Annotated in this window: 22 protein-coding genes; 11 read left to right on the top strand and 11 right to left on the bottom strand. The window is 33.8% G+C overall.

The window, feature by feature from the left end:
- Nucleotides 1-372 precede the first annotated feature (372 nt).
- Both OLM61_RS13955 and OLM61_RS13950 read left to right on the top strand, forming a co-directional pair.
- Nucleotides 373-1,056 carry a cell division ATP-binding protein FtsE gene (locus tag OLM61_RS13955; protein WP_026109865.1) on the top strand — a complete coding sequence of 228 codons (684 nt, stop codon included), beginning with the start codon at nt 373-375 and terminating at the stop codon, nt 1,054-1,056.
- Nucleotides 1,056-1,937, top strand: a complete 882-nt coding sequence (locus tag OLM61_RS13950) for a glycosyltransferase family 2 protein (protein WP_264523247.1) — start codon at nt 1,056-1,058, stop codon at nt 1,935-1,937. The genes OLM61_RS13955 and OLM61_RS13950 overlap by 1 nt, the downstream gene beginning before the upstream one ends.
- Here OLM61_RS13950 and OLM61_RS13945 read toward each other — a convergent pair.
- Nucleotides 1,934-3,025, bottom strand: a complete 1,092-nt coding sequence (locus OLM61_RS13945) for a glycosyltransferase family 4 protein (RefSeq protein WP_264523246.1) — start codon at nt 3,023-3,025, stop codon at nt 1,934-1,936. The two genes, OLM61_RS13950 and OLM61_RS13945, sit on opposite strands and share 4 nt — an antisense overlap.
- A complete protein-coding gene (locus tag OLM61_RS13940) occupies nt 3,022-3,414 on the bottom strand; it encodes a sugar 3,4-ketoisomerase (protein ID WP_264523245.1) in 393 nt (130 codons plus the stop codon). Before OLM61_RS13940 ends, OLM61_RS13945 begins: the two co-directional genes overlap by 4 nt.
- 89 nt (nt 3,415-3,503) lie before the next feature.
- Here OLM61_RS13940 and OLM61_RS13935 point away from each other — a divergent pair, with 89 nt between their 5' ends.
- On the top strand, nt 3,504-4,409 hold the full coding sequence (locus OLM61_RS13935; protein ID WP_264523244.1) for a glycosyltransferase family A protein: 906 nt from the start codon (nt 3,504-3,506) through the stop codon (nt 4,407-4,409).
- 156 nt (nt 4,410-4,565) lie between these two features.
- Here the strand turns inward: OLM61_RS13935 and OLM61_RS13930 are convergent, their stop codons facing one another.
- The 9 genes from OLM61_RS13930 to OLM61_RS13890 all read right to left on the bottom strand — a co-directional run bounded on the left by OLM61_RS13930 (nt 4,566) and on the right by OLM61_RS13890 (nt 14,741).
- Complete coding sequence (locus OLM61_RS13930; protein WP_264523243.1) at nt 4,566-5,432, bottom strand: bile acid:sodium symporter family protein; 867 nt, start codon at nt 5,430-5,432, stop codon at nt 4,566-4,568.
- Between the two features lie 297 nt (nt 5,433-5,729).
- Nucleotides 5,730-7,175: a lipopolysaccharide biosynthesis protein gene (locus tag OLM61_RS13925; RefSeq protein ID WP_264523242.1), complete on the bottom strand. Its 1,446-nt coding sequence runs from the start codon at nt 7,173-7,175 to the stop codon at nt 5,730-5,732.
- Nucleotides 7,176-7,201: 26 nt separating this feature from the next.
- Nucleotides 7,202-8,557, bottom strand: coding sequence for a bifunctional cytidylyltransferase/SDR family oxidoreductase (locus OLM61_RS13920; RefSeq protein WP_264523241.1), 1,356 nt, complete (start codon nt 8,555-8,557; stop codon nt 7,202-7,204).
- A 54-nt stretch (nt 8,558-8,611) separates the two neighbouring features.
- Nucleotides 8,612-9,928: a CDP-glycerol glycerophosphotransferase family protein gene (locus OLM61_RS13915; protein WP_264523240.1), complete on the bottom strand. Its 1,317-nt coding sequence runs from the start codon at nt 9,926-9,928 to the stop codon at nt 8,612-8,614.
- Between the two features lie 17 nt (nt 9,929-9,945).
- On the bottom strand, nt 9,946-11,088 hold the full coding sequence (locus OLM61_RS13910; protein WP_264523239.1) for a DegT/DnrJ/EryC1/StrS family aminotransferase: 1,143 nt from the start codon (nt 11,086-11,088) through the stop codon (nt 9,946-9,948).
- A 16-nt stretch (nt 11,089-11,104) separates the two neighbouring features.
- Nucleotides 11,105-12,082 (bottom strand): GNAT family N-acetyltransferase, encoded by a 978-nt coding sequence (locus tag OLM61_RS13905; protein ID WP_264523238.1) that lies wholly within the window; start codon nt 12,080-12,082, stop codon nt 11,105-11,107.
- A gap of 172 nt (nt 12,083-12,254) precedes the next feature.
- Nucleotides 12,255-12,857, bottom strand: a complete 603-nt coding sequence (locus OLM61_RS13900) for a trimeric intracellular cation channel family protein (protein ID WP_264523237.1) — start codon at nt 12,855-12,857, stop codon at nt 12,255-12,257.
- 92 nt (nt 12,858-12,949) lie between these two features.
- Nucleotides 12,950-13,813: a hypothetical protein gene (locus tag OLM61_RS13895; protein ID WP_264523236.1), complete on the bottom strand. Its 864-nt coding sequence runs from the start codon at nt 13,811-13,813 to the stop codon at nt 12,950-12,952.
- Nucleotides 13,814-13,997: 184 nt separating this feature from the next.
- Entirely contained in the window at nt 13,998-14,741 is a 744-nt protein-coding gene (locus OLM61_RS13890; protein WP_264523235.1) for an RDD family protein, read from the bottom strand.
- A gap of 20 nt (nt 14,742-14,761) precedes the next feature.
- Here OLM61_RS13890 and OLM61_RS13885 point away from each other — a divergent pair, with 20 nt between their 5' ends.
- From OLM61_RS13885 to OLM61_RS13850, 8 genes are all read left to right on the top strand, one after another.
- A complete protein-coding gene (locus OLM61_RS13885) occupies nt 14,762-15,727 on the top strand; it encodes a stage II sporulation protein M (protein ID WP_264523234.1) in 966 nt (321 codons plus the stop codon).
- Nucleotides 15,727-16,677 (top strand): hypothetical protein, encoded by a 951-nt coding sequence (locus OLM61_RS13880; protein ID WP_264523233.1) that lies wholly within the window; start codon nt 15,727-15,729, stop codon nt 16,675-16,677. Before OLM61_RS13885 ends, OLM61_RS13880 begins: the two co-directional genes overlap by 1 nt.
- Entirely contained in the window at nt 16,670-17,443 is a 774-nt protein-coding gene (locus OLM61_RS13875) for a DUF4129 domain-containing protein (RefSeq protein ID WP_264523232.1), read from the top strand. Before OLM61_RS13880 ends, OLM61_RS13875 begins: the two co-directional genes overlap by 8 nt.
- The gene (locus OLM61_RS13870) at nt 17,436-18,647 is read left to right on the top strand and encodes a DUF4350 domain-containing protein (RefSeq protein WP_264523231.1); all 1,212 of its coding nucleotides are present in this window, start codon (nt 17,436-17,438) and stop codon (nt 18,645-18,647) included. Before OLM61_RS13875 ends, OLM61_RS13870 begins: the two co-directional genes overlap by 8 nt.
- A 41-nt stretch (nt 18,648-18,688) precedes the next feature.
- A complete protein-coding gene (locus OLM61_RS13865) occupies nt 18,689-19,699 on the top strand; it encodes an AAA family ATPase (protein WP_264523230.1) in 1,011 nt (336 codons plus the stop codon).
- A gap of 91 nt (nt 19,700-19,790) precedes the next feature.
- Nucleotides 19,791-21,122 (top strand): DUF58 domain-containing protein, encoded by a 1,332-nt coding sequence (locus OLM61_RS13860; protein WP_264523229.1) that lies wholly within the window; start codon nt 19,791-19,793, stop codon nt 21,120-21,122.
- 151 nt (nt 21,123-21,273) lie between these two features.
- Entirely contained in the window at nt 21,274-22,359 is a 1,086-nt protein-coding gene (locus OLM61_RS13855; protein ID WP_264523228.1) for a phosphoglyceromutase, read from the top strand.
- Nucleotides 22,360-22,643: 284 nt separating this feature from the next.
- Nucleotides 22,644-23,435 (top strand): TrmH family RNA methyltransferase, encoded by a 792-nt coding sequence (locus tag OLM61_RS13850; protein ID WP_264523227.1) that lies wholly within the window; start codon nt 22,644-22,646, stop codon nt 23,433-23,435.
- The last annotated feature ends 12 nt before the right edge of the window (nt 23,436-23,447 follow it).

Below are 23,447 nucleotides of genomic sequence, written 5' to 3'. Positions count from 1 at the left end.
ACGAAACGTTTCAGGCTTTTATTATGAACAAAAAATTAATTAAACCCGATCAGCCGTATAAATAATTCTAAACTAGATGCTTTATCAACTGAGTTTAATTGCATTACCAACCTTCCATTAATTCGGTTTAAAAATCGTCATCACTCCCTCGTAAAATAAACCTGTGCAACTTCTTGCGGTTCCTTTTTTCGTTATTTTTTATTATAAAATTTCTACTCAACAAAATTTAAGTTTTCGTCTAAAAAGAGAATCAAATCCTTCCAATCCGTTTAATTCGTGGTTGCTTTTAAAAAAATTCCCATAGAAATGATTGAAATTTATTTTGAATCCAAGCGTTATCTTATTACTTTTACCATTCAAATCAATTTTATTATGTCGCAAACCGTACTGTCTCTTAAAGAAGTCACTATATATCAGGAAGGAAAGAAAATTTTATCTCATATTAATTTAGATGTTCAGCATGGTGAATTTATCTATATAATTGGAAAAACAGGTTCCGGAAAAAGTAGTTTCATGAAAACGCTGTACGGCGATTTACCTTTAACTGAGGGTGAAGGTCATATTGTAGAATTTGATTTGGCGACTTTAAAAGAAAGCGAAATCCCGTATCTGAGACGTAAAATCGGAATTGTATTTCAGGATTTTAAGTTACTTCCGGACCGTTCGGTAAAAGACAATATGCTTTTTGTTTTAAAAGCAACTGGCTGGTCTGAGAAAGAAGCAATGGAACATAAAATCGATGAAGTTCTTGACAAGGTAGGCATGAAAGAATTCTTAAACAAGATGCCACATCAACTGTCGGGAGGTGAGCAGCAGCGTGTTGCAATTGCAAGAGCGCTACTAAACGATCCTGAATTCATTTTAGCCGATGAGCCAACCGGAAATCTCGATCCGCAAACAAGCTCAGAAGTCCTTGAAGTTTTGAAAAAAATCAATGCCAACGGTAAAACAGTTATCATGGTTACTCATGATTATGCTTTGCTGATGAAATTCCCTTCCAAAACACTAAAATGTGAGGATGAAAGAATTTTTGAAGTGGTGCAACGCAGCGTGTAATGCTCTCTATTTTAATTCCGGTTTTTAATTATAATGTTTTACCACTTGTTGAGACATTGTATAAACAGGCTTTGGAATCAGATATCGTCTTTGAAATTATATGTCTTGATGATGCTTCTACATTTTTTTCAATTGAAAATCAAAAGATTAATCGATTCGAAAAATGCAGCTACGCTATCTTAGAAAAAAATATTGGAAGAAGTGCCATTAGAAATTTGTTAGCTCATAAAGCAGCTTATGAAAATTTGCTTTTTTTAGATGCTGATACAATTCCAATTCACAGCAATTTTATTTCAAATTACATCTCACAAATCAACGACCGTGAGAAAGTTATCTATGGAGGGATTTTATATGAAGATTCAAAACCTCAACAAAAAGAAACCTTACGATTGGTTTATGGTAGAAGACGTGAAGCTTTATCAACTTTAGAACGAAACAAAAAACCGTATATTTCGTTTCTAACTTTGAATTTCATGATCAGAAAAAGCACATTTTCTCTTGTAAATTTCAACGAAAACATTCCAAATCTCAGACATGAAGACACCTTGTTTTCATACAATTTAATGCAAAATAAAATTGATATTGTTCACATTGAAAACCCCGTTTATCATTTGGGAATTGAAAACAGTAAAACATTTTTACGAAAATCCGAAGAAGCTGTTGTTGGATTGAAAAACTTAGTTGATTCTGATCTAATTCCTCCAGAGTATACCAAACTCTCACATTATTTTCAAATCATAAATAAATATTACCTTAAAGGTTTAGTTGCATTTGGATTCAAAATATTTAAACCTTTTTTTTTGAAGCAATTATTAAGCAAAAAACCTTCACTTTTTCTTTTTGACATTTATCGATTGGGCTATTATTGTAATATAAATTAGGCCTTTACAATTGAGTCAAACAATATTTTCCATTGATCCATAATGTGCTTCAAATTATATTTTTCTATGCTTTTTTTGGCCTCGTCACTCATCTTCCTTCTTAAGAGTTCATCTTCTATTAAAAGACTTAATTTTTCAACATAAGAATCCTGATTCCCTTCCTCTACAAGAAATCCATTTTTATCGTCTTGTATAATTGCTTTTGGTCCAACTGGGCAATCATAAGCAACGCAAGGCAAACCACAAGCCATCGCTTCAATTAAAACCATTGGCAATGCTTCATTTCTAGAGGTCATTACCAATATTGATGCTTCGGTGTATTTTTCCTGTATACTTTCAACCGGATCAAAAAACATCACGCTTTTTTCTATTTTCAACTTCTTTGCTAAATTTCGCAAACCTAAAGCTTCATTTTCTTTTCCATAGATCTCCAGTGACCAATCAGGATATTTTTTCGCAACTAATTCCCAAATTTGCAGTAATCTATCAATTCCTTTTTCATAGGAATGTCTTGCTATAGCAATTATTTTTTTTGCTTTTAAATCTGAAAAAGATTTTGTTTCCATCCACAATGGATTAGAAATTACAACACTATCTGTAACTGACCATTCACTCAGACTTTCCTCAGATAATGCAACAAAAGTCATAAATTTAGAAGCACAATAATTTCGATATTTATATTTGAACTTACTCATAAACCCTAAAAAGAATCCATTTCTGTATTCATTGAATCTGGAACCATGTGCTTCAAAAACAATAGGAATCTTGGTATTTATGAGCAATGGAATTGAAAATGATTTTAATGCAAAATCGCAAACAACGATACAATCAGGCTGTATTCTTTTTATATACTCTTGTAATCTTTTTTTATAGTGAAACAGATTAAAAACTTTATTACTTTTTAATGAAATATCATAAAACTCAATTCGCTTATTAAACTCAAAAAAAAGATTTTCATTTCCTTCATTTTGAGTAATAATGCTTATTTGATAATCAAATCTCTCGATTAAATAATTAGTTTTTACCGCAAGTACCCTTTGCACCCCTCCTTCTTCGTTTGCTCTTTGCGTTATATAGAGTAATTTCATTCTTTTGACTTCAAAAATTCACTATAAGTTCGTAAATAATCGCTTTCGTCAAAAACCTCAGAAGCTAAAACAAGACAAACGGCACCTGATGAAAAATTTTCTAGCTCACGCCATATATTATTCTCAATCAACAAACCCTTGTCTGGTTTATTTAAAGTGACTGTTTTCTCGACTTCACCATCTTTTAAAACCACATCAAAACTTCCCGAAATTGCAATTAAGATCTGCTGTAATTTTTTATGAGAATGACCGCCTCTTTTTGAAGAACTCGGAATATCGTACAAGTAGTAGACTCTTTTTATTTCAAAAGGAATTGTGCCATTTTCAATTACTGCAATGTTGCCTAAGATGTTTTCGATTTTAGGAAAATCAATCAAAACTATATTCATAATCTTATTTCAATTATACTTTTTTTGTTAGGCACTATCGACTTCGATTTCTTATTTTCGTATCAAATATATAACTCTTTAAAAACAATATGCAAAATAAATCGCTGGTAACTATTATTTGCTTATGTTATAATCATGAAAAATTCGTGATTGAGAGTTTGCATTCAGTAATCTGCCAGGATTATGCTTTTGTGGAATTAATAATTGTAGACGATTGTAGTACTGATAACTCCAAAAATAAAATTAAAGAATGGCTTGTAAACTATCCTAAAGTAGCATTCATTGCCAATAAAACGAATTTAGGAAATACTAAATCTTTTAATAAAGCATTAAAACTGGCCCAAGGAGATTACATCATTGATTTAGCTGCCGATGACGTTTTAGTACCAAACTGTGTTTCCTTACAGATAAAGACTTTTAAAGAAAGTACTTTTAAAAATCTTGGAATTGTTTACGGAAATGCTGAATTGATTACTGAAAAAGGAAAATTCGATTCTTACTACTTCCCCGCAAATCATAACCGTAAAACAATTGAAACAAAACAAACCGGAGATATTTATTTAAGCGTACTTTCGGGTATAGACAGCATTTGTTCTGTCTCTTCAATGGCAAAAAAAACAGTTTATGATTCCTTAAACGGCTATGATGAAAAACTATCCTATGAAGATTTAGATTTTTGGATCAGAGCATCACGCATTTATGAATTTGACTTTATTGATGAAATTTTGATAAAAAAGAGAATTTCGAAAAATTCATTAACTTCAAATTTTTACGACAATAAAAAATTAGGATTTAAAAAAATAAACCAATCTACTTATCTGATCCTAAAAAAAGCAATCCAGTTAAATCGAACAAAAGAAGAAGATCTCGCCATTCAAAAAAGGGTACATCATGAAATTGTACATACTTTCCAAATCAGAGATTATGGTTTATTTTTAAAAAATATTGGCTTACGTTTCTATTTGTTTTGGAGAACTTACTTCAAAAAGTATTAGACCCTATTTTACTTACAGCCTTATTTAATCTCGAAAAATCTCTATTTATAATTTATCATGAGTACTTTTTCACTAAAAATAATTTAAGAAATAAACTACCTCATTCTTATATAAATGCAAAGAATTAATAACATTGATTATATAAACAAAGTCATTTTACGAAGCCGTGTACTTTTTTCTATTTACTAAATAACCAAACAGAGCGGCTGTAAAAAACATGATAAGGCTGTATACCGCTGCCGGTATACTCATGGTGCTATTACCAATTACATTTAAAGCAACATAAATAGCCAGAGTACCATTATGAATTCCTATTTCCATTCCTATCGATATTGATTGTTTCTTATTTATATTTAACAACATCGGAACATAATAACCAATTGCCATACTTGCAATATTAAATACCAAACAAGCTATTCCTACTTGTTCAAAATAGTGCAGAAATTGGTCTTTTTCTTTGATAATGGCTCCAACAATGATCAGCACTAAAAAAAGGGCCGAAATCATTTTAACCGGTTTTTCCATTATTTTTGAAATTTTGGGACTGCGATAATTAATCAGCATACCGATGATAACCGGAACAAGTACAATTACAAATACCTCAACTATTTTCTTAAACTGCATAGGGATAACCTGATCACCCATCATAAAAATATCAATCGCTTTATTGACTATAAAAGGAAGCGAAAATAACGTAAGTACACTATTTATTGCTGTAAGCGAGATATTGAGAGCCACATCACCTTTTGCTAAATGACTATACAGATTAGCTGTGGCACCACCGGGAGATGCAGCTAATAGTATCAGACCTACTGCAAGTTCAGGAGGAAGATTGAACGATAGACTTATACTAAAGCAAATGACAGGCAAAAGTAGCATCTGACAAAACAAGCCAACAAAAATTGCTTTTGGGTAATAAATCACGTTTTTAAAGTCATTTACCTTTAAATTTAGACCCAAGCCCAACATAATAATACCAAGAGCAGCGGGAAGAAATGCGGTTAATAAAGAATTTTGTTCCATTTTAGATTTGATTGATTAAAATTGTTTGCCTTTACTGGTTTTCAAAACATTAAAAATTAATCAAACTTACCGATTTGGGATTGAAACTTTTCAACACAATCTCTATAAGGCATCTATCATGTAATATACGCCACATTTTTACTCATAACTAGCATCACGAAAGGATAATCTCAAAGCCATTGCTTCTAACTTATCATTCCGAAAAGTATATCATGAACTTTCAAAATCACAGATTATTGATTTATAAAAAAGGTTACCACGATTTTGGTTATTCTGGAGAAAAAAAGCCAAAGAAAACTATTTTTTCTTCAACTTTGAAAGCACTTCCCCAAACTCTTTAAGTTCCTCTAATTTAAATAACCAACAAATAAACAAATAGGTTGTCGATCCTAGTATGACGCCTAAAAATAATTGAATTATTAGATTATCAACAAAATATGACATAACAAATACCGAGATTGCCATTCCAACTGTTGCTGAAACAGCAGGCAGCATGTCTTTCAATTGATTTATTACCCCATAACCATACAGCTTCCCCGGGAGATATGCATTTATAACAAAAGCTATTGCTGATGTAGCAACATGACCAATTATAATGGCTTTTAGCCCTAACGGAATTGTAATTATCATAGCTAATATAGTTATGGGTAATTTCGACAAATCAACTTTTAAGTACAAATCTGAACGGCCAATTGCATTTAACAAACTCATATTGATCACACTCATAGGAAGAAAAATACGAGAGAAAACCATCCATTGCAAAAACGGAATCAGAGAAATCCATTTTTCGGTAAACAATAATACGACTATAGGTTTTGCCAGCAAAGCAATAAGCGTCATAAGTGGAATAATTAGAAAAGCTGACATACGAATCATGCGGCTATATATGGAAACTAATTTGTCTTTATCGTTCTGAACAGCAGTTAAAACAGGAAATGTAGCCTGCTGAATAATACTCACTATTGTTCCCCCTGAAAGATCAGCAAAGCTCTTAGCCCTTGTATAATAACCGAGTGAAGCCGTGGGATAAAATCTACCTAAACAAATATTATAAACGTTACTAAGTAACTGTGCATACAATCCTGAAATCAGAATTTTTGATCCGTAACCAAATAAAGAGCGAAAAGATTTTTTCGAAAATGAAAATGACGGATTCCAACTGCTTAAAAACCAAAGAGAAACTGTTGTTGTTAAGGACCAAACTAAACTTTGAATAACCAATGACCAAACTCCGTAACCATTTATTGCCGATATTACACCGCATAATCCACCTAGGATTACGGATAACACATTACTCTTCGCAATAGATTTGAAATCCATTGCTATTGTTAATTTAGTTTTTTGAACTATTGCAAAAGCATTTATAAACAAACTTAAACCTAATACACGTACTAAATCTGTTAATTGTGGCTGATTAAAAAAAGTCGAAATATAAGGTGCGGAGAAAAACAATACCAGATAAAAAAAACTGCTAACCCATAAATTAAACACAAATACGGTCGAAAAATCAATATCTTTTCTCTCTTGTCGCTGAATTAACCCTATTCCCAAACCACTTTCAATAAAGGTTTGTGACAAAGCCATAAAAATGGCTAACATACCTATTAATCCAAAATCTTCCGGCAGCAAAATACGGGCAAGCACTACGCTCACAATAAATTGCCCAATTTGAACAGCAAATTTATCAATAGCTGACCAAAAAACGCCTTTTGTTGCTATTGATTTCAGAGAGGTGTTGTGCATTTAAGAAAGGTTAAAATTTTACTTCTTTACAATCGTACATCTATCACTTGCCCTGTATAGTTAGATAACAAAGTCTGAATACATCTTAAAGCAACAGTTTCTGGTTTTAATAAAGTATTTTGTGGTTCGCTTCCAAAATTCTTTATTCGCATTGGTGTCTCTGTTCGTTCCGGATTCATACAATTTACTTTAACACCTAATGTTTCCCATTCTTGTGAAATTGCCTGCACAAAATTAACAATTGCAGCTTTACCAGAAGAATAAATACTGTAAAACGCCCTACCTCTGGTATATGAGCTTGAAGTAAAAAATAAAATATGCCCTTTTGATTGTTTTAGATATGGTAATGAAGCTAATGCAATATTAACCATTCCGAGATAATTAACATTTATCGAATTCAGAATATTTTGATAGTTCATTGTTTCTAAAGGTTCCTTATATAATATGCCTGCGGTATTGACAATGTAATCAATCTTATGCTCTGTTTGAAATACCTTTTCTAATACCTCCTTAACAGCTTCCATATTAGAGACATCTACATTATTCTCGCTACGGGAAAAATTATAAACACGTATCCCGTTCTGCTTTCCTAAATCTACAATACTTTTCCCAATACCATAAGTTCCTCCAAAAACAACCATAACTTTATCCGATAGAGATTCTAAGGATAATTCAATATTTTGAATTTCAACAGAGCGCAGTTGAAACAATTTATCTAACAAATAAGTGTCTTCCGGATAAGTAAGTTTCATATTAACCTCTTCACCATCTACTACAAAAATGCTTTCTTCAGGCAAATACTTTTTAACTACTCCACAATCATCAGTAGCTTTAAAATTTTCATCTTTCATCGCTAACTCGTAGGCTTTTGCGATTACTGTTTGTTTAAAACCTTGTGGAGTTTGTCCTCGACGCATTTTTACACGCTCAGGGATAGCTGTTATAATCTGATTTTGAACCTCAATAATTGTATCTGCCGAGTGAATAGCAACATCAACAGCCTTGTAATTATCCATCGCCCGTACAACCTCACCGATAATTCTTTGACTTACTAAAGGCCGCGCAGCATCATGAAAAATTAAATTAGCGTCTTTTAAATCTGCATAAGCATTCACTGCTGCAAGACTGGAATGGTATCGCTCCTTACCACCAATTAGAGTTCGTTTGACTTTTTTCCATTCGTTTTTAATAATCATATCTTCTATCATAAATAAATAATGACTGTTAATAACAATTGCAATTTCATCTATTAATTCATTCCTTTCAAATGCATCTACAGTATGTTCTATAACCATTTTTCCGGCAACTTTAAAAAACTGCTTAGGCAAAGATTTTTCCAGCCTAATTCCTGTTCCACCGGCTAAAATAACAGCTATATTCATCTATTCTTTGTTTTTATAAAATTTAGTTATTCAAAAAAAATTATTCAAAAAAAATTATTCAAAAATTTGAGTTTCCAAATAATTCATTATGTTTTGAGATGCAGTTAAATTATTGTTCTGAATTAGATTATTTTCAACAAACTTATTACGCGTTTCTTTCATCCAATCATTTTCATTCAATACCACATTTTCAATAAAATCAATCAATTCTTTTTTATTTCTAGACTGATAATGTACCGCCACAGTTTTTTCTCCAAATTCGCTCCATTCTTTCATGACCGACTCGTTTCTCACCATAAAAAGAGATGGTTTCTCTGTAATAAGATATTCCGCCATAAAGGAGCCACAATCATGAATCAAAGCATCTGACGTTAAAAATAGATCCGTATATTCAGAATTTTCAAATTGTCCATTCTCTAAATCCATCCATTTATGGTAATATGCATCTGTTTTCTTTTTACCCCAATCCGGATCATTTTCTAATTTAATTCTTAATAGAGGATGAGGCTTAAAAGCAATTTGCAATTGATTATTATACACAATAGCCAGTTCCAAAAAAACATCACAATACTCTAAAAAATTTGATACTTTATTAAGTTCATTCATCGAATGATGTGGAGCCCATATTACTCTTTTTAAAGTTTTATTATTATTTTTCCAAACATTACTATTAGGCCTCTTAATTGTTAAAAGCTGATCAAATCCCGGATAACCTGTTACAACATTGTTCTTTCCTTTATTTTTTTGTTTCTGAAATGCAATATTTTTATGAATCGGGGTTTCTGAAAAAATCCTCCAAACAAGATTATGAAAGTTTAAATTGTAAAAAGCATCGTAGTTCGTCGTCATTATCGCATAAGGTACATAACAGGTTAAAATATTCGAAAACTCCTTTATGTAGTATCTATAATCTACTAAACCTTCATAAGGATTAGTATAAAATACAATATCCGGAGAAAAAGTTCTTTTTACATCTAAATAAACTCCTGTTTCATTATTATATGTTTTAATAACATCATATCCTTTATTTTTAAAGGCATTATAGGCTTTATCCATCTCAAAAAGCATATTTTCGTTACCAAAATTCACAACAGGACACACAAATATTTGAGGCTCAAACCTAGGATGCACGAGCATTAAATCGAATAACAAATCATATTTCCAAACCGATTCATGAGTTAGAAAAAAAGCAACTTTTACCTTTTCTTTTTTCCTAACAATTTCGAGTGCTTTCTGATGATTTTTGGGTGCCTTTTTAATTAAATATGATTCATAAGCTGTTCTTAGATTTGTAAAATTATAAACCTTAATGAGTGATATCCATATTTTCTCAGGAACGAATTTCTTAATCCTTAATTTTAATTCAGACATTTTTCATTCAATTAAAATTAATAACCATTTAAAACTTCAACAATAAGATCAACTTCAGCAGCTGTCAAAACAGGGCTGATAGGCAAACTCAAAACTTCATTGTGAATTTGCTCTGTAACCGGAAAAGATAAATGATTCCAGTCCGGAAATGCTTTTTGTTTATGAGGTGCAACCGGATAATGAATTACAGTTTGAATATTATGCTGAATTAAATATTCTTGTAAAGCTTCTCTGTTTTTCACCCGAACAACAAACAAATGAAAAACATGATTGTTTGAAAAATCCCAACAAGGAAGCACTATTTTAGCATTTTTAATCTCAGACAGGTAGCGCTTTGCAATTTTACGGCGTTTACTGTTGTCTGAATCTAAATTGGGTAATTTAAGATTTAGAAAAGAAGCCTGTAGCTCATCTAATCTCGAATTTACGCCAATGTATTCGTTATAATACTTTTTCTCTGAACCATAATTTCGAAGTGAAAAAAGCACTTTTGCCAGTTCGGAATCATTTGTAACAACTGCTCCTCCATCTCCTAAAGCACCTAAATTTTTCCCCGGATAAAAACTAAAAGCTTTTGCTCCCGAGGCCCCTTCTACTTCCCTTAAAACGACATTCGTCAGTTTTGGAATTTGGAATTTAACATTATTGGAATTTGCAACCGCCCCATGCGATTGCGCTGCGTCTTCTACAACAACTAAATTATATTGGGCTGCAATTTCATTTATTTGATCCATTTCAGCCAGTTGTCCATACAGATGAACCGCTAAAATGGCTTTTGTTTTTGGAGTAATTTTCTCCTGAATCAAATCCGGATTTAAATTGTAGGTCTCTAACTTTGGTTCCACCAGAACCGGAATCAAATCTGCCTGCAAAATCGCCAGAATACTTGCAATATAAGTGTTTGCAGGTACAATTACTTCATCGCCTTTCTGAAGTTTTCCCAGTGTTATATATCCTTTAAAGATTAAAACCAACGCATCAAAACCATTCCCTACTCCGATACAATAATCGGCCCCACAATATTTCGCAAATGCTTTTTCAAATGTTGCTACTTCTTTTCCTAATATGTACCAGCCATTCTCTAAAACCTCTTTCAGTTTTTCCTGAAAGGCCGTTTCGTATGGCTCATTTATTTTTTTAAGATCCAGAAATGATATCATTATTCTTTTTTTTCAGTTAAACTAAAACACCATTTAACTTATTATGATTTAGGGTTTCAACTTCATAAAAATCATGAATTATGGTACCTGCGCCAAAACTTTCTTTCCAGTATGACAGTCCTTCATTCAGATTCCTTCCTTGATTCTCATTTGAAATTCCGAAATCAAAAAAACGCTTGCTTTTAAATCTTTCGTGAATTAAATAGTGAAACAAGTAATCCAAACTACCTAAATTTTCCTGATTTTGATTTTTTGAAATGTATTGACCATGTGCAACCGTTTCCGTTTCAAAAATAGTTGTTCCTGCCACAATTTTATCCTCCAGATAAACATTAAATTGATGAATATTTTTAGGGAAACGCGTTTTTAAGTAATTCATTTCTTCTATTGAATGAACAGGTTTTGCGTTATGTTTCTGATCTAAATTTGGAATCAGAATTTCATTCCAAAACGATTCAAAATCGTTTTCTTCCTTAATAATCAATTGTTTTGAAACTGCTTTTTGAATTCCTCTTTTTCTAATTTTTGAAAGGTTACTTTTTTGTGACAAATCAATAACTGAAAGAGTGTCGCGTCGAACCAATTTTGCATCAGTTAGAAACAGACTATATAAAATCTCTTCCGCAGGCTCCAAATGATAAATAGAAGGAAATGCCTTAAGGTATAATTTCTGAATTTTAATTTCATTTAAAAAAAGTAAAACAGCCTGAAAGACTTCCATAACTGATGCTACTTTTGTTTGTTTTTGATATACCAGTCCCCCGTAAGTCAATCCCTGATGAGAGTAAACAGAATCGTTGGCTTTATTTGCCGGTAAAACTGCTTTTAATTTGTTGTCTTCAAAAACAAGAAGTGAAAAATCTTCAAACCGATCCTGATGGTATTCCATAAAATCACGGTGAAACAGGAATGTTGCATTTTTAGCCTGTGCTACAAATGCATTCCAAATCTCATAATCGTTTTTATGGTAATTCCTTACGGTATATTTCATCATAATTCCGATGGTCGTTTTAGGGTTCTCCTCTTGCGTTTTATTTGAACAAACTTATTAAAAAAATAAGCCGCGAATTCACAAATTTAATTTTTATTGAACAACAAAAATTTAAATTACGTTTGTGAATTCGCGGCTCTTAAATTTTCAGCACGCTAATATCGTTTAAAAAATCTTACCTGTGTTCAAATGCGGGCAAATACCATTTATATTTTACGGCCAGTAAACGTGTAATAATCATCACAACAGAGGTTACTAAATACAAAATATCGTCTTCTAAATTCAGTTTTTTAAGGATAAAAAATACTACTCCCCCAAAAATACAAATGGTTGCGTAAATCTCTCTTCTAAAAATCGTTGGAATTTCGGTACACAAAATATCCCGGATCACACCTCCAAAACAAGCTGTCATCGTTCCTAAAGCGATACAAATAACAGGATGTAAACCAATCATAATTCCTTTTTCGAGTCCAATTAAAGTGAAAACACCCAATCCGATCGTATCAAACAGAAACAACGAAGTACGCAATCGGTCAAACTTTTTTCTGAAGAGAATGGCAAAGGCGAAACCAATGATAATTACATATACATATTGCAAGTCCAACATCCATCCTACCGGAGTTCTGCCTATCAGTACATCGCGGAGCGTTCCGCCGCCTACAGCCGTCACAAAAGCAATGATAAAAACGCCAAACGGGTCCAGTTTTTTATGCATCGCTGTCAAAGCACCCGACATGGCAAAAGCCATAGTACCGATAAGATCTAATAAATGAAACATTTTTTACTTTTTAGCTGCAAAGATACAGAGCTGCAAAGGTACAAAGGTTAAATTTGTTTTTTTATTCTTTAAGGGTTCTTCTGTCTGAGAATTTATTTTTTTACATAAATCGGACTTCTTTTTAACAGATAAGAAACAGAATCCATCCAACTGTCTTTTACATTTAGAAATGGCTTACGGGTTTGAGAGTAAATTTTCGTTCCGTTTTTGTACATGTCAAAATAAACCATGTAGTTATAGTAGGTTTGTGTGCTAGCACTTGTCGTTGAAACATCGCTCGTTTTTACTTTTTTATTATTGTCACTCACTTTAGCACTTCCACTATTGTAAGTGGAAGCTATAGAGCCTTCTGTTATCGTGTACGAAACTTTTGTTGCTATAATATTATCAACTCCCAGAATTCTTTGAAGGTCTTCGATTGGAGTTTCGTCAATATTTTTATAATCAATCCCGGCTTTATGCAACAAACTGTTTGTTACTCTTAGATCCTGAACGGTTAACGGAAACAGATTTGATGACTTATCCAGCAGTTTATTGTAAAGATCATTTTGAGCAAATTTTGCCATTTCCTCTGAACTTTCTAAAGTGCCCGAATTCAAATAAGGAACTGGCAGTACAGCAATGGTATTGGGTTTCATTTCGGCTGCAGCAAAAGACTGTCCTGAATTAACAGAATTCGCAGTATTTGATGCTGAAGTATTTGCAGACACATCAAAAGTTTGTGAACGCCCGCTGGCAAAATCAATTCTGGCAATCTGAGATACATCCAGTGAAATTTGCAACGTCTCTCCCGGTAAAGAATACTCAACCGTTTTATCGGACATTTTCGCAATTGTACCTTCTATAATCTGATAATCTCTTTTTATTATTTTATCCAGTTTTTTGCCTCCGGTCTGAGCAAAATTGGCAATGGAAAACAGTAACATTATAATCGCAAAAACCTTTGTAATTTTCATTCTTTCTATGATTTAAATGATCCTACTCTTATGGATTTTCGGTCCCTCCTTTTCAAAAAATAAATAATAAACACAATCTGCTAATCAAACTTATAATAAGCTGATTTTAACAGTAGTAAAATTAAAGGATTTCTGGTATTTAAAAAATGATATTTGTCATAACCTTCATTTATCCTTTTTACGGTTACATATTCTGGGTATAAAAATTATAATCTTTGAGGATAACTCTTAAGAAATCAGTATTATTTCCGGATTGATTTTTAATTCCGGTAACACTCTCTATCTTAGTGACCAGTTTATAAATAATTTCGTGATCGTTTTTGGCTAGCGCACTTTGAAAAGTTTCCTTAATAATTCGCATATCATTATCCGACAATTTGATCACCAAAGGATAGGTTGGAACATAAGCATCTCCAATTTCTTCGAGGATGGTGTGGCTGATATTGATTTTATTTTTTAGCGTGATTACGGCCGTTCCAGCAACCATATCTCCTAATCGTTGTCCTTTTTGACTCGAGATTACCGATATTAAACCCACGATTCCTCCCAGGATCGAAATGTCAACCAATCTAAAAAACCAACGCATTAAATAATCGCCAAAGCCCGCCTGATAACCATCAATTTTTACCACTTTTATTTTGACCAGTTTCTTTCCTATGGTCTGTCCTTCAAAAATACTTTCTAAGATTAGTGTGTAAATAATAAAGGGAAAATACAATAGTAAAAGTACCGATGCTCTTGACCAGCTGTCTAAGGTATCCAACACTTTATCAAAATTAAAAACGTAAAAAAATATCAGAGAAATTACGATGGCATAAGCCACTTTAATAGCCAAATCGATGAAATAAGAACCAATTCTTTCCCCGACAGTTGCGGCGATAAAATTTATTTTGACATTTTGTGTTGTATTTATAGATAATTCTGACATATTTTATATTTTAGCCTGCAATGAGAGAAGTCGCCTTCATAAAACAAAATAAAGAAAAATGGCTGGAATTTGAACTAGCTATTTTTGGTAAAGCTAAAAAAAATCCGGACGAGTTAGCTAATTTGTACATTCAGATGATGAATGACTTGGCGTATGCCCAAACGTACTATCCGAAGAGTAAAACCGTTATTTACCTCAATCATCTTGCCTCACAAATTTATCAGAAAATTTATAAAACCAAAAGAACAGAAAAAAATAAGTTTCTGGAATTCTTTATGACAGAAGTTCCATTGCTTATGTACGAGTACAAACGCTATTTAATGTATGCTTTTGTGCTGTTTTTTATCACGGTAGGAATTGGCGTCGTTTCGGCAAGATACGATCAGGATTTTGTTCGCCTCATTCTGGGTGATGGTTATGTTAACATGACCCTGGAGAATATCAAAAAAGGAAATCCAATGGCTGTTTACGGCTCCGGAAGCAACTGGGGAAGTTTTATTGGCATCACCATGAACAACCTTTATGTAGGGGCACGATGTTACATTTATGGAATTTTTGGTGGTCTTGGTACTTTTTACATCTTCCTTCAAAACTGTATTATGTTGGGCTCTTTTCAATATTTCTTCTACGAACAGGGCGTTTTCTGGAAAAGCGTACGCGGAATCTGGATTCATGGAGCCATGGAAATTTTTGCAATTGTAATCGAAACTACTGCCGGTTTTATTTTAGGAGCTTCGATCCTGTTTCCCAAAACTTTCTCGCGAATGAATTCCTTTAAAATAGGCTTCAAAAATAGTTTCAAAATATTTCTGAGTACCTTTCCGTTTACCATCAGTGCAGGTTTTTTAGAAGGTTTCATCACCCGATATTCAATTGATATGCCCAATTGGTTAAGCAGTCTTATCATTTTGCTTACATTAGCCGTAATTTCATTTTATTATTTGATTTACCCTTTTATTGTTCACAAAAAAACAACTTTATCATAATGTTTGAGCTTTACAAAAAACGACAATTAGGCGACTATATCGTAGATACCTTCAGTTTTTTCAAAACTTTTGGAAAACACTTTTTTAAAATCTTTTTCATCATCAACGGAGCCTTTCTGCTTATTGTAGGTGCTTTAGTTTTTTTCTTTCTAAAAAGTAATTTTCAAGCCGTAATTAATGAAAGCTTAGACCATCCGGAAACCGATAATCTTGCCGGTTACTTCAACGATAATTTTGGTCTTTTAATTGGTTTTAGCGTCCTTTTTTTTGTTGTTATTATCGCCTTATCGCTCTTCAATTCGACTTATCCTATACTGTATTTAAAACTGGTCGACCAAAAAAGCAAAAACAATTTCACCACAGAAGATGTCGTAACGATCTTTAGACAAAACCTCTGGAAAATCATCAAATTCTGTGTTGGACTTATATTTTTGGTCGTTCCAATGCTGTTTGTTGTTATCATTTTACTCTTCTTCCTTTGCTTTTTAATCGTTGGTATCCCATTGCTTCTGATTGCGATACCCACTTTATTTACCTGGGTCAATTTTAGTTTTTATACGTACCTGTCAGAAGACAAAGGTTTCTTTCAGTCCTTAAATCATGCTTATCTTTTGCTGAAAAAAGATTTCTGGACTTCGATAGGGGCTACTTTTTTAATACTTATCATGATGCAGATGATTCAGGGATCGATCACTATGGTTTTTTATTTTGCAGGCATATTTATGTTTTTCCTGACCGCTCTGGGGAGTTCAGAATTTAATCCGGAAACTATGGGCGATTCTCCGTTCTTAATTTTCTTTCTGACTTTTATTTTTATTCTGATCTTTACGCTGAGTAATATCTTCAACAACATGATCATGATTAATCAGGGAATTATGTATTATAGTCTGGGGGCAGAAGAAAAAATTTCAAATAGCGACATTGAGTTAATCGGAACCGATAATGAATAAAATTCTATTCTTTTTATCCTTTCTGCTTTTCTCGGGTATCTCTCGTACCCAGGACACTTTGGCTACAGCCGAACCTCCGAAAATAGCTACCGTAAAATATACCGAAAAAAATATTCGGGTAACTTCTGACACCGTAGAAATTAAAAGTTTCGCTAAAAACTTCAAAAAAAAATATACCGATTCCAGTTTTGTTTACGAATTCAAAGCTCCCGAAAAAGGGCTATGGCAGCGCTTTAAAGAGTGGTTGGCCAGTCTTTTTGGAGATTGGTTTGAGTTTGAAAGTCCTGAGACCTCCGTTAATTTTGTTTCGGTTTTATTAAGAGTACTGGCCGTTATCATCATCATTTTTGTCATTTATTTGATTACAAAAGCCATAATCAATAAAGAAGGACAGTGGATTTTTGGAAAAAATGCTAAGAAAAAAAACATTTACTATTCAGACATCGAAAAGAACATACACCTTTTAGATTTCGATAAACTAATTAAAGAAAGCATACAATCCGGAGAAAAAAGAACTGCCGTTCGTTATTATTATCTCTCGCTTTTAAAAGTGATGGCGCAAAATCACTACATCGAATGGGATATCGAAAAGACCAATTCTGATTATTTGTACGAGCTTCAAAAACCCGCACACAAGGAAGAGTTTACCTATTTGTCCTATTTGTACAATTATATCTGGTATGGTGAATTTGAAATTGATGAAATCACTTTTGAAAAGGCCCAAAATCGATTTAAGAAAGCCATAAAAACGTTTAGCAATGAGTAAAACACTTAAAATTTATATTGCTGTACTGCTTTTTATTCTAATCTTAATTTTAGTAGCAGATTACGACCGTCCAAAGCCTATCGACTGGAGGCCGACCTACTCTGTCAACGACAAAATTCCTTTTGGACTTTATGTTTTTGACAAAGAAATCAATGGCTTTTTTAAAAATCATACCGTAGAACGCATTTCAACTTTAACCCCTTATGAGTATTTAGATTCAAAATACAACAATGATACGCTGGTAGAAGACTATAAAATAAAAGGAACTTTCATCAACATTTCCGAATCAAATACAATTGACGAAGAGTCCGTAAACGAGCTTTTTTATTTTGTATCGCGTGGAAACAATGCTTTTCTGAGCATGAAAACCTTTCCCAAATACCTGTTAGACAGTTTAAAAGTCGAAGTAAATTCCGATTATCAAAACTCGGGCAGTACAACGGTCTGGCTGGCCAACCCACAGCTGAAAGCCAAAAAATATAAGTTCGCACAAACCTTAGAAGATTATTTTTCTAAAATTGACACCGCTAATACGACCGTTTTGGGTTATCAGGTGGCTTCGCTCAAAAAAGCAAAAAAGCACATCAATTTTATAAAAGTACCGTATCATAATGGGCATTTTTACCTGCACACTCAACCGGTTGCTTTTACAAACTACCATTTACTGAAAGCAAACCATTATGAATATGCCGAAAGTGTCCTGTCTTTCCTGCCTAAGGGAGATATTTTTTGGTACACCAAAGGACAAAATAACGAGAGTATTTCCGCATCACCCCTACGTTACATTTTAAGTCAGCCCGGTTTAAAATGGGCCTGGTATTTCTTTTTGTTCGGAATGTTGATTTTCATTATTTTTAATGCCAAACGAAAACAGCGAATTGTTCCCATATTAAAACCTTTGCCCAATTTAACCGTTGACTTTACAAAAACCATCGGGAATTTATATTATCAGGAAGGCGATCATACCAATATTATTGATAAAAAAATCATTTACTTTTTAGAAAAAATTAGAAATGAATACTTAATCGACACCACAAAACTGGACGATAATTTTATTCAAAAATTGCATCATAAAACAGGTAAAAAGGTAACCGATATTCAGGAACTTGTATTCCTGATTAACGAACACCGAAATAGTTATCACGGCAGCCTTGAAGAAGATTTGATCCGAATCAATACTGCGATAGAAAAGATTTTACATTAAAAAAATTACAGCCAAATTCAATAAAAGAAAACAAACCCATCATGGACGATATCAATACAACACCAGAAATCACAAATGAAAATGTGAATTTTGAAACCCGAATCAACTTAGCTCCCCTATTGGATCATGTCGGCGCGATCAAAAAAGAACTCGAAACTGTAATCGTAGGACAGCACAAGATGGTCGATCAGCTTTTGGTTGCTATTTTATCCAACGGGCACGTTTTACTTGAAGGTGTACCCGGAGTTGCAAAAACCATCACGGCCAAACTTTTGTCCAAAACCCTGAACATTGGCTTTAGCCGCATCCAATTTACACCGGACTTAATGCCGTCGGATATTTTGGGAACCTCCATTTTTAATTTAAAAACATCTGAATTTGAATTTAAAAAAGGGCCTATATTCTCCAATTTAATCTTAATCGATGAAATAAACCGTGCTCCTGCCAAAACACAGGCCGCGCTTTTTGAAGTAATGGAGGAACGCCAGATTACGATTGACGGATTGGCCTATCAACTGGAAACCCCATTTTTGGTAATTGCCACTCAAAACCCAATTGAGCAGGAAGGAACTTACCGTTTGCCCGAAGCACAATTGGACCGTTTTTTATTCAAAATCACTATTGATTATCCGAAACTAAACGAAGAAATTCTGATTATCCAAAGAGAGCATTTACTACAGGATCATGGAAAACTGGAAGCCATCAAAACCATACTGTCTGCTGCTGAAATAAAACAGTATCAGGCTTTGGTAAAACAAATCAGAGTCGAGCAAAATCTACTGGAATACATAGCCAGAATAGTAGTCAACACACGTGAAAATGCCTTCCTGTATTTAGGAGCCTCTCCTCGTGCCTCAATTGCTATTTTGAATGCTGCCAAAGGTTTCGCTGCCATCCGCGGGCGCGATTTTGTCACGCCTGAAGATATTAAAGAAGCTGCGGTTCCGGTTTTACAACATCGTGTAATTGTAGCTCCCGAACGTGAAATGGAAGGTATTACCAGTTCAGAAATCATCAGACAAATTATTGAAACAGTCGAAATTCCAAGATAGTTTTCAGTCTCAGTCTCAGTGGCAGTGCATACTGAAAACTGAGACTGAGACTTGAAACTTGAAACAATAAAAACCTGAAACTTTTTAAAACGTGAAATTCATCAAAAGCCTTTACCTCAATAACTTTTTCTTCTATGTGCTTCTGAGTATTATTGGATTGTTTGTTTGTGCTTTTATTTTTCCAAATTTGTACAACGCAGTTTGGTTTATCGTTTTAATTTTATTGACTTTTTTGGGACTCGATGTACTCCTGCTCTATCTCAGTAAAACGGGTATTGAAGCAGAAAGAACTACACCGGAAAAACTTTCGAACGGAGACCTGAATCCCGTTACGATTAGCATCAAAAACCTTTATACGTTTAAAATTTCAGTCAAAATTATTGACGAAATTCCGTTTCAGTTTCAGGTGCGTGATTTCAAAATTGTAAAGACCGTTAAAGCCGCAGAACAAAAAGAAATTGGGTATGAATTACGACCTACAGAACGTGGCGAATACTACTTTGGCTACCTGAATGTTTATGTTTCTTCCCCATTAAGATTAATTTCCAGAAGATTCTCTTTCGATAAAGATAAAATGGTTCCCACCTACCCGTCTTATATCCAATTAAGAAAATATGATTTACTGGCTTTTTCAAATAATTTATACCAATACGGAATCAAAAAGATCCGCAAGATTGGTCATACCATGGAATTTGAACAAATTAAAGAATATGTTCAGGGTGACGACCTCCGAACGCTGAACTGGAAAGCTACCGCCAAAAAAAATGCGCTCATGGTCAATCAGTTTCAGGATGAGAAATCACAGTCTGTTTACATGGCGATCGACAAAGGCCGCGCCATGCAAATGCCATTCGACGGACTGAGTTTGTTGGATTATGCGATCAATTCGACCTTGGTTTTGTCTAATGTTATTCTGAAAAAACAAGACAAGGCAGGAATTTTTTCCTTCTCTAAAAAAGTAGAAAACCGGGTTTTTGCCGAAAAAAGGGCTTCTCAGATGCAAAAAATTCTGGAGACCCTGTACAATATCAAAACCGATTTTTTCGAAAGTGACTACAGCCGTTTGTACGTAGACATCAAGAAAAACATCAATCAAAGAAGTTTGATCATTTTATACACTAACTTTGAAACGATGGACGGTTTAAACCGACAATTGCCTTATTTAAAAGGAATTGCAAAAAGTCATTTATTGGTAGTCGTTTTCTTTAGCAATACAGAACTGAATACGATCATCAACAAAAAAACGGATACCATTCAGGAAATTTACGATAAAGTAATTGCTGAAAAATTCATGTTCGAAAAACGATTAATCGCAAACGAACTCAAAAAATACGGCATACACTCTGTTTTAACACAACCTGAAAATTTAACACTGGACGCGATTAATAAGTATTTAGAAATTAAAGCCAGAGGAATTTTGTAGCAGTGAGGAATACTTTTCTTTGTGAGAAGTAAAATGGCAGGGATCTTTTTTTGCAAATATTATTAAAACGTCAAGTTCTTTATAAAAATTAAGATTAGTCAAAAAAACTTTGAACCTTTGTTACTTTGAACCTTTGTAATTCCTTAAGAAAATGAAAAAACTACTTGTACTTGTATTCGTTTTTACAAGCCTTTTGTCTCATGCACAAAAAACAGAAAACATCATCATTATTACTACTGACGGCTTTAGATGGCAGGAAGTTTTTAAAGGAATGGATGGTGCAATTGCCAATGATAAAAAATTCAATCAGGGAGACAGTACCTATATTCATAAAAAATATGCAAGTGCTGACCTGAAAGAAAGCCGAAAAAAAATCATGCCTTTTTTATGGTCTGAAATTGCTTCAAAAGGGCAAATTTATGGCAATCGTGACTTAGGCAGTAAAGTAGACGTTTCAAATCCGTATTGGTTTAGTTATCCCGGATACAGCGAAATCATGACCGGAAATGTTGATCTTGCCGTCAATTCCAATCATTACAAAGACAATCCGAATGTGAATGTTTTGGAATTTTTAAACCAGCAATCGAAGTTAAAAGGAAGAGTTGCCGCTTTTGGTGCCTGGGATGCTTTTGATCGAATTTTAAACGAAAAAAGAAGTGGTTTTCCTGTAATTTCTGCTTTTGATAATGTGGGAGGAGATAAGCCTACCGAGACTCAGAAATTGTTGAATGAAATGCGCAACAACTCTTTCAAACCTTTTCATCAGGATGAATGTCTGGATGTTTTTACACATTATCAGGCTTTGAACGAACTTAAAACCAAAAAGCCAAAAGTACTTTACATCGCCTACGGAGAAACTGATGAATGGGCACATGCCGGACATTACAGATCATATCTTGACGCTGCAAACCAGGTAGACAAATGGATTAAGGAAATCTGGAACTTTGTACAAAATGATCCGCAATACAAAAACAAAACTACCATATTAATCACTGTAGATCACGGCCGTGGCGACAAAATAAAAGCACAGTGGACTGATCATGGTGCTGATGTTGAAGGTGCTTCACAAATCTGGTTCGCTGCTATGGGACCTGAAATCGCAGCAAAAGGAGAAATCAAAACAGACTCTCAATTGTATCAAAAACAAGTTGCACAAACCATTGCAAAAATCATGGGATATACTTTTGAAACCTCACATCCCGTAGCAAACGAGATTTCGGAAGTACTTCAAAAATAAGGAGATTTTTTTTGCCACGAATTTCACCAATTTACACTAATTTTTACCAGCTTTAAGCAAAATATGAATTAGCGAAAATTCGTGAAATTTGTGGCAACTTTTTTATACCCCTTTTACACCTCCACCCCTATAAAAAAACCTCAGTACCTTAGCACCTCAGAACCTTAGTACCTTCAGAAAAACCTTAGCACCTCAGAACCTAAGTACCTCCAGAAAAACCTTTGCAACATTTAAAAAAAAACTCAGTACCTTAGCCCCTCAGAACCTAAGTACCTTCAAAAAAAATGAAACAAATTACTTCAATACAAAATCCGTTTATAAAATCACTTGTTTTACTACAGGAAAAGGCCAAGGCCCGCAAACAAACCGGAACATTTTTGATTGAAGGTTTACGTGAAATTCAATTGGCAACAAAAGGAGGTTACGAAATCGAAACCGTTTTATTTTTACCCGAGCTGGTTACCGAAAATCAGATTCAAAAATTAGTGAACGGTCCGGTTCAACTCATCGAAATCAATAAAGAAGTTTATCAAAAACTAGCGTATCGCGATACCACCGAAGGGATTCTGGCTGTGGCTAAAACCAAATCGATGCTGTTATCTGATCTGAAATTATCAGACAATCCGTTAATAATTGTGGCCGAAGCACCGGAAAAACCAGGAAACATCGGCGCGCTTTTACGAACTGCCGATGCTGCAAATCTGGATGCTGTATTAATTGCAAACCCAAAAAGTGATTTATACAATCCAAATATTGTACGCTCTAGTGTTGGTTGTTTGTTTACCAACCAAATCGCAACAGGAACAACAGCTGAAATCATTGCTTTTCTAAAAGAAAAAAAGATCGATTTTTACTGTGCCACACTGCAAAATTCTACCTCATATCATACACAGAATTTCACAACCCCAACCGCTTTGGTTGTAGGCACGGAAGCCACCGGCCTAACGCAGGATTGGAGAGATGCTGCCACTCAAAACATTATCATCCCCATGCAGGGCGAAATTGACAGCATGAATGTCTCGGTCGCTGCTGCTATTCTAATCTTCGAAGCCAAACGTCAGCGCGGATTTAACTAAACCAAAACATAC

Origin of the sequence: Flavobacterium sp. N502536, from assembly GCF_025947345.1 — a bacterium.
GTDB lineage: Bacteria > Bacteroidota > Bacteroidia > Flavobacteriales > Flavobacteriaceae > Flavobacterium.
The sequence above is the reverse complement of the archived record's forward strand: the minus strand, read 5'-3'. Positions and strand labels throughout refer to the sequence as shown.